Annotated in this window: 1 pseudogene; it reads right to left on the bottom strand. The window is 65.1% G+C overall.

Going from position 1 to position 7,157, the window contains the following annotated elements:
- A pseudogene (locus EN914_RS18235) lies at positions 1–7,157 on the bottom strand (hypothetical protein); the annotation flags it as partial.

The raw sequence follows: 7,157 nt of genomic DNA, 5'->3' as shown, positions 1-7,157 counted from the left end.
AGGTTGATGCCGCCCGCACCGACGGTCACGCCGGACAAGTCCAGTGCGGACCCAACGCTCGTGGTGATCGCATTGGACGCGCCGGTGACCGTGACCGTCGCGCCGCCGCTGGCGGCGATGCCAGGGCCGGAGGTCGTGTTGATCACCAGCCCGCCGCCGGTGAAGTCGATCGCCGCGCCAGCGTTGTTGGCCAGATTGACAGCCGCAAAGCCGCCGGTGGAAAGCGTCTTGGCGCCGCTGAAGGTGAACGTGCCGCCGCCATTGTTGCGGACATCGATGCCGTTGTCGAAGCCGCCGCCGGTCGCGCTGAGGTTGCCGGACAGCGTGACACTACCGCCGGTGACGCCGGAAATGTCGACGATCTTGCCCGTCGTCGTCTTGGTGAGCGAAGCGGCGATGTTCAAGGTCGCGGCGCCGCCGACAAGCTGGACGGCGGAGCCGGTCGGATCGTCGGTCGCACCGATCGAGCCGCCATTGATGTTTATCGTGCCGGACGAGCTGTCGACGCGCACGCCCGCGCCGCCCGTATTGTCTATCGTCACCGTGCCGATAGTGACCGGGCCGGTCACGCCGTTGACGACATAGATGCCGTTGGCGCTTGCCGAACTGACGACCACGCTGTTGAAATTGACCGCTGACGACGTGCTGTTCTGAACCACCAGCGCATTGTTGCTTGTGCCGGCGACGGAAAGCGCGCCGCCGTTGAAGTTGCCGCCCGAGACCGTCGCGAGTTGTACGCCGGCGCCGATGCCGACCGTTCCCGTCGCCTTCAGCGTGTCGAATGTCATACCGCCGGCACCGATCACGGCGGTCTGCAGCGACACGATCCGGCCCGTCGCCGTTGTGATCGTGTTGCCGGTTCCGATGACAGTGATCGAGCCGGCGGCGATGCCGAGGAAGCCGTCGCCGCTGGTGGTGTCGATGGTCAGGCCACCGGTAAAGCTGGTCGAGCCCGTGCCTTGCGAGACGCCGGTGCCGCTTGTGGTGTCGATGTTGGCGAGACCGGTGACCTTGAGCGTGCCGCTCGCCACCTGGATGCCGCCGCCACTGCTGCCGGCGTTGTTCACCGTCACCGTGTTGAAATTGAAGGTGCCGGTGTTGGTGTTGATCGCACTGATGCCGTAGTTGGTGGTGCCAGTGATGGTGGTGGCGCCGGTGACGCTGAAAGTGCCGGCGACGCCGTCGAAGATGATGCCATTGGCACCGCCGGTGGCGGTGACGCTGCCGAGCGTCATGTTGACAGTCAATGGGTCGAGATCGAACGCGTTGCCGCCCGTGGTGTCGACCGAACCGCCACTGCTGTTCAGCGTGAAGTTGGTGGTCTTGGCGCTGACCATGACGCCGGTGCCGCCATTGTTGGCGACGCTGAACGTGCCGAGATCGAGCGTACCGCTGGTGTTGTTGAAGCCAAGCCCGTCGCCCTGGACGCGCCCGCCCGCAGCGGTCGTGCCGACGTCGAGCGTGCCGGCACTGACGGTGCCGCCGGTGCCGTTTGAATCGAAACGGACATTGTTGAAGGCGATGCCGCCGCCGGTGCCGCCGGTCACCGTATTGCCGGCAAAGGACCTGATCGCGATCGAGTTCAGGTCGGCATCGATGTTCTGCCCGGTGAAGGACGCCGCCAGTCCGCCGCTCGAATTGAGCGTGTTGCCGTCGATCGAAAGCAGAAGCGTATTGGCCGGAGCTCCCGTGGTGGAGAAATCGAGCGCATTGCCGCCGGCGGTGATGGTGTTGCTCTTGACGAAGAAACTGGAAGCGCCGGTCGCGTTGACGGCAACGCCCGCACCGGAACCGAGATTGCTGACGATCAGGTTCTGGATGCCGCCCGTGAAGATGCCGCTGCCTGATGTCGCCAGGTTGATGACCTGCGTGGCGTTGTTGCTCTGCAGGACCGGCCGCAGCGTGTCGATGCCCGCCGGCGCCGAGACGATCGTCGTGTTCTGTATCGTGGTGAACTGGAACGCCGCCGACGCGCCGCCGGCGGCGCCGACGCCGAGTTGCGAAACATCCACCGCCGCGTCGTTGCTCTTGAAGGCGAGCAACACCTGTCCGTCGTCGAGCTGGAACGTTGTCGCGCCGAGGTCGATCGTCGCCTGGCCGCCGTCGACGGTCTTGTCGATCAGCACCACGACATTGGCCGTGGAAGCCTGCGCTCCGGCATAGCTGCCAGGATTGGCGAGGCTGCCGTCGCCGGTTCCCCCTGCGGTGACATAATAGACGCTGATCGACGCCAGGTTCGCGGTGTCGCCGGTGAAATTGACGTCGTTGAAATTGTAGCTGCCATTGGCCGGCAGGCTGGCGTCGGTGGTGTGGATGACCTGGCCGCCGGTGGTCGAAATCGAGGATTCGGCCGGGCCGGCGCCGTCACCGAACACCAGCTTGGCGTTGGTGGCGCTGGAGAACTGGACGCCATAGCCGACATTGGCGATGGTCGAGGTCTGGCCAGCCGGGTTGTTGTTGATTGAGTCGCCGAGTTGGATCGTGCCGGTACCCGTCGTGCCAGCCATGTCGATGCCGATCGTGCCGGCAAAGCCGCCGCCGTCGACGTCGAAGTCGCTAACCGAGATAACGCTTGTGCCGAGAGCCGCACCATTGAGATCGAGGCCCACGGCGTTAGCGGCACCCAACCCGATGTTGAGGCCGACGGCGCTCAGCGCCATACCGCCCAAAGTGCCAGAAATGTCGACGCCGCGTGAGGTGACGTCGAGCAGGTTGACGACACCGAAATTGATAATGCTTCCACTGACATTGTTGAGCAAAATGCCGGTCGCCGCGCCATTGACTGACACCGAGCTGAAATTGAGACCGCCCGCGCCCACCGTCGCGCCGTCGAGCTTGAGCGCGGTTCCGGTCGTCGTGGCGATGGTGTTGTTGAGGCCGGTGATGCTGACCGTGCCGGGGCCGGAGGTGCTGGCGGTGAAGCCGGCGCCGCTGCTGGTGGTGATGGCAAGGCCGCCATTGGTGAAGGCGAGCGTACCCGTGCCTTCGCCGACCCCGATGCTCGGGGCCTTGACGATGGCGCCGTTGGTGCCGCTGCTGGTGTTGAAAATCTTCGACGTGCCGGAGAAAGTGACCGTTCCCTCGGACGATCCGTCAAACAGCACGCCGACGGCTGTGCCGGTATGATCGATCGTGCTCGAAATATTGTAGAGCCCGTTGGCGTTGCCGCTGAAGACGAAAGCTGCTGCCCCCAGCCCGGATATTGCCGTAGTCGAAACGACCGAACCGCTCATGTTCAGCTCGGTCCAGTCGCCGACGCCAGCTTGCAGCACAGCGCCCGTATCGATCTTGATCGAACCGTTGTAGTTCAGCGTTGCATTGATAAGGTCGTTGCCGCCGGAGAGGCTGATGGCCGAAACACTGGTACTTGTCGTCGCGCCGATGCCGGCGATGCCGCCATTGCCGCCGACATTGACGGTTCCGGTCTGCAGGGCGGCAAACGCGATGCCAACTTGGGCGCCGTCGATGGCCAGGGTGGATCCGGCGACATTGGCGATGTTTATGGCGCCGACCTGACCGCTGATCTCGAACCCTTCGTAGCTGACGTCGAGATCGGTCTTGCCTTCGAAATTGACCTGACCGGCGCCGAACAGGCCGTTCAACGAGGCGCCCGTATATCCCGTATCGGTCAGCCCGCCGATGTCGCCGCTACCGATGTTGACATTGCCGGCGAGATTGAGGCCCGACAGGATCACGCCGGCGCCATCGCTGTTTGAGTCCGCCGCGATGCTCTTGAAGGCGATGCCGCCACTGCCGACATTGCTGAGGAACAGCAGCAGTCCGTTGCCGCCGGACGAGATTGTGTTGTTGGCGCCGGTTACTGTGAGTTTGCCATTACCGGTGCCAGCAACGAGGCCATCGCCGACGCCGAACGCGACGAAGCCCGCCCCGGTCGTCGTCGTTATAGCGAGGTTGCCGCCGGTGAAATTGATCAGGCCGTCGGTGTTGGGGGTCGGAGTGCCCGCCGGGTAGGCGCCGAGGATGCCAAGGCTGACGGCATCCGTCGTGCCCGAGCTGATCACCTGGCTGGCGCCCGAGAAGGTGACGGTCGCCGCCGTGCCGTTATCGATGCCGGCAACGACGATATTGCCGCCGTCCGCGGCGTTGCCGTCGGTCAGGTTGCCCGACAGCGTCACCGAGCCGCCAGTCAGTTCCTGGATCGAGACCGCCGCACCCGTCCCGTTGCTGGCGACGGTGCCGGCATAGGAGAGGACCGCGTTGCCGCCGCTCGCATTGGTGCCCGAGCCGACATCGAAGGCCGCGTCCAGGCCGGTGTTGGTCAACTTGCCGGTGCCGAGAGCGACCGTGCCGCTGAGGTTCTGCAGATCGATGCCGCTGCCGGAGCTGAAGGTCGCACTTGTCGAGGCGAAATGGATACCATCGACATTGGGCGTGACACCGGCTGTGATGCCGTCGAGCGCCACCGCCTGCGCGTTGGTGGCATTGATCGTGCCGGTCACGACATTGACCGTGCCGCCGCCGCTGGCGCTGAACGCCGTCTGGCCGTTCGTGGTGATGTCGACATCGGCGAAGGTGATCGTTGAGCCGGCATTGCCGGTCAGCGAGACGCCGTTGCCGTTGACCGTCACCTTGTCGGTGAAGTTGACCAGGCCGCCGCTGCGGTTGGCGATCGAGATGCCGCCGCCGGTCAGCGTGCCCGCCGGTCCGCTGTTGGGCAAGGTGCCGCGCGTGACCGTGATGTTGCCGGCGCCGCCATCGACATCGAGCAGCGTGCCGGCGACGTTGATGTTGTTGTTGGTGATCGACAAATTGGTGTCGAGGCCGACGACCTTGAACGCTGTCTGGCCCACGGCGACATTGCTGACCGTGACGCCTTCGATGAAGATGCCGCCGGTATTGACGAAGCCAGCCGCGCTCCCGTCGACGAGGAAGACCGAGCCGCTGCCGCCGCTGAAGTCGAAAGCGGTGTCGCGCACCTGGTTGTTGCCGAGCAGATGCAGGGTATCGCTGCCCGTGCTCTTGACCACGCCCTCATCGCCGGTGACGTTGCCGCCAGTAGCGCCGAGATTGCCCTGGACATTGACCGGCTGGACGGTACCGGAGGTGAGGATGGAGGCGCCGTTGCCGAAGCCGATGATCGACTGGCCGGAATCGAGCGTGAACGGGGTGCCGCTGAGATCGACGGTGCCGACAAAGGCGAAGTTCAGCGTGCCGGTCATGGCATCGGCCTCGGCGACCGTGTAGGTGGTCACGTCGGCGCTGAGCCCGTCCGTGTTGGCGTGGACGATGCCACCGCCCTGGGAAATCATGATGGTCCCACCGACCGCGCTGGCCAGATGGGCGGCGCCGGTGAAGTTGACGTCGTCGAAATCATAATTGCCGAGCGTCGGATCGAGCCCGATCGTGTTGACGGTGTAGCCGCCGGCGGCGGCGCTGATGGAGGACTGCAGCCCATCGGCGGACGTGCCGTCGCCGAAGGTGAAGTTGGCGTTGGCCGAGGTCGCGGTGGCGCCGCTCGACGACAATTCGACGCCGACGCCGACATTGGAAATGCTGGAGCCGCGCAGGAAGGTGATGGTCTTGTTGCCGGTCGTCGACGACAGGTCGATGCCGCGCGAGGTCAGGCTGCCGGTGCCGGTGATCGTGGTCAGGCCGAAATCGGCCCTTGTCGAGGAACCGCTCGAGGAACCGCTGAAGTCGATGCCGGTCTGGTTGGCGCCAACCTCGTCGATCGTGGTCGTGCCGAAGCTGATATGTTCGTTGATGTCGAGGAACTCGATGCCGGCGGTGCTTGCCGCTCCCAGCGTAACCTGGGTTGTGCCGAAGGTGACCGTGCCATTGTCGGCAATGAAGATGCCGGTGCCGCCAGGCGTCGTCACGGTGACCTCGCCAAAGCTCGCCGATGCCGTGCTGGCGACATTGGTGACGGACAGGCCGGTGCCCGTGGCATTGGTGATCGACAGCGGCGCGGTCACGTTCAACGTCGCGGTGCCGCCGAGGCTGCTGACAAGCGCCCCGCCGCCACCCGTCGCCGACAAGGTCGGGCCAGTGAAGCTGATGGCGCCGCCGGCCGGGGTCAGCGTCGATCCGACATCGAACAGATCGCCGGTGCCGGTCGAGGTGACCGTACCGCTGAAGGTCACCGAGCCGCCGGTGGTGCCGTCGACCTTGACCGCCGCGCCTGGCGCGGTTGCCGAGCTGGAGACGTTGGCCGCTACGCCGACTGTCGCGCTGCCGCCGGAAACGACGACACCGTCGCCAGCGCCCGAATTGGTGATGGTGCCACCGAGGATCGTGATCGAGCCCGTATTGTTGGTCAGGCTGACATCGGTGCCCGCGACATTGGTCGTCACCAGATTGGTGATGGTGAAAGTCGATGACGAAGCGTTGATTGCAAGGCCGTTGATGCCGGCAGCGGTGCCGCCGACAGTGACATTGCCACCCAGGAACTGGCCGCCCGAGACGGCATTGAAGTTGAGCGCCGTGGCCGTCGCAACGCCTGTCGTGATGCTGTCGAACGCCATGCCGCCGGTGCCGATGGTGATGCCGTCGAGATTGATCGCCCGGCCGGTGCCGGTGGTGATCTGCTCCGTGCCCGCGGCCGCGACTGTGATCGTGCCGCCCCCGGTGGCATCGAAGCCGGTACCGGTCGTCGTGGTCAGGTCCAGCCCGCCGGTGAATTTCACCGTGCCGCCGGTGTTGGCGGACAGGTCGATCGCGTTGGCCGAGCCCGTGCTGGCGGTGATCTTGCCGCCGAAGGTGGCGGTGCCGCCGGTCTGGCCGATGATCCTGACCGCGTTGGCCGCATTGGCCTGGTCGATCGTGCCGTTGTAGGTGACGTTGGGCACCGCACCGTTGATGTTGAAGGCTACATCGTCCGTGTTGGTGATGGAACTCGCGGCCGCGAAAGTCAGCGTGCCGCTCGAGCCGCTCCAAATGGCCACGCCCCTGCCGCCGCCACTGATGTCGAGATCGTCGAAGGTGGCGATGCCGTCGAAATTGTTGGCGAACAGCCCGACGTTGGCGGCACTGGTAATCTTGGTGTTGCCGGTGAAATCGACGGTCGCGCTCGAATCGACAAGCACGATGCCGGTTTGAGATGCGGTCTGGACGGTCAGGTCGTCGACCGAGACCGTGCCGGTCACACCATTGAGGTAGAGGCCGGACCCGACATTGCTGGCCGTCACGCCCTGGAC

It is taken from the genome of Mesorhizobium sp. M7A.F.Ca.CA.001.08.2.1, from assembly GCF_003998455.1.
GTDB lineage: Bacteria > Pseudomonadota > Alphaproteobacteria > Rhizobiales > Rhizobiaceae > Mesorhizobium > Mesorhizobium ciceri.
The sequence above is the reverse complement of the archived record's forward strand: the minus strand, read 5'-3'. Positions and strand labels throughout refer to the sequence as shown.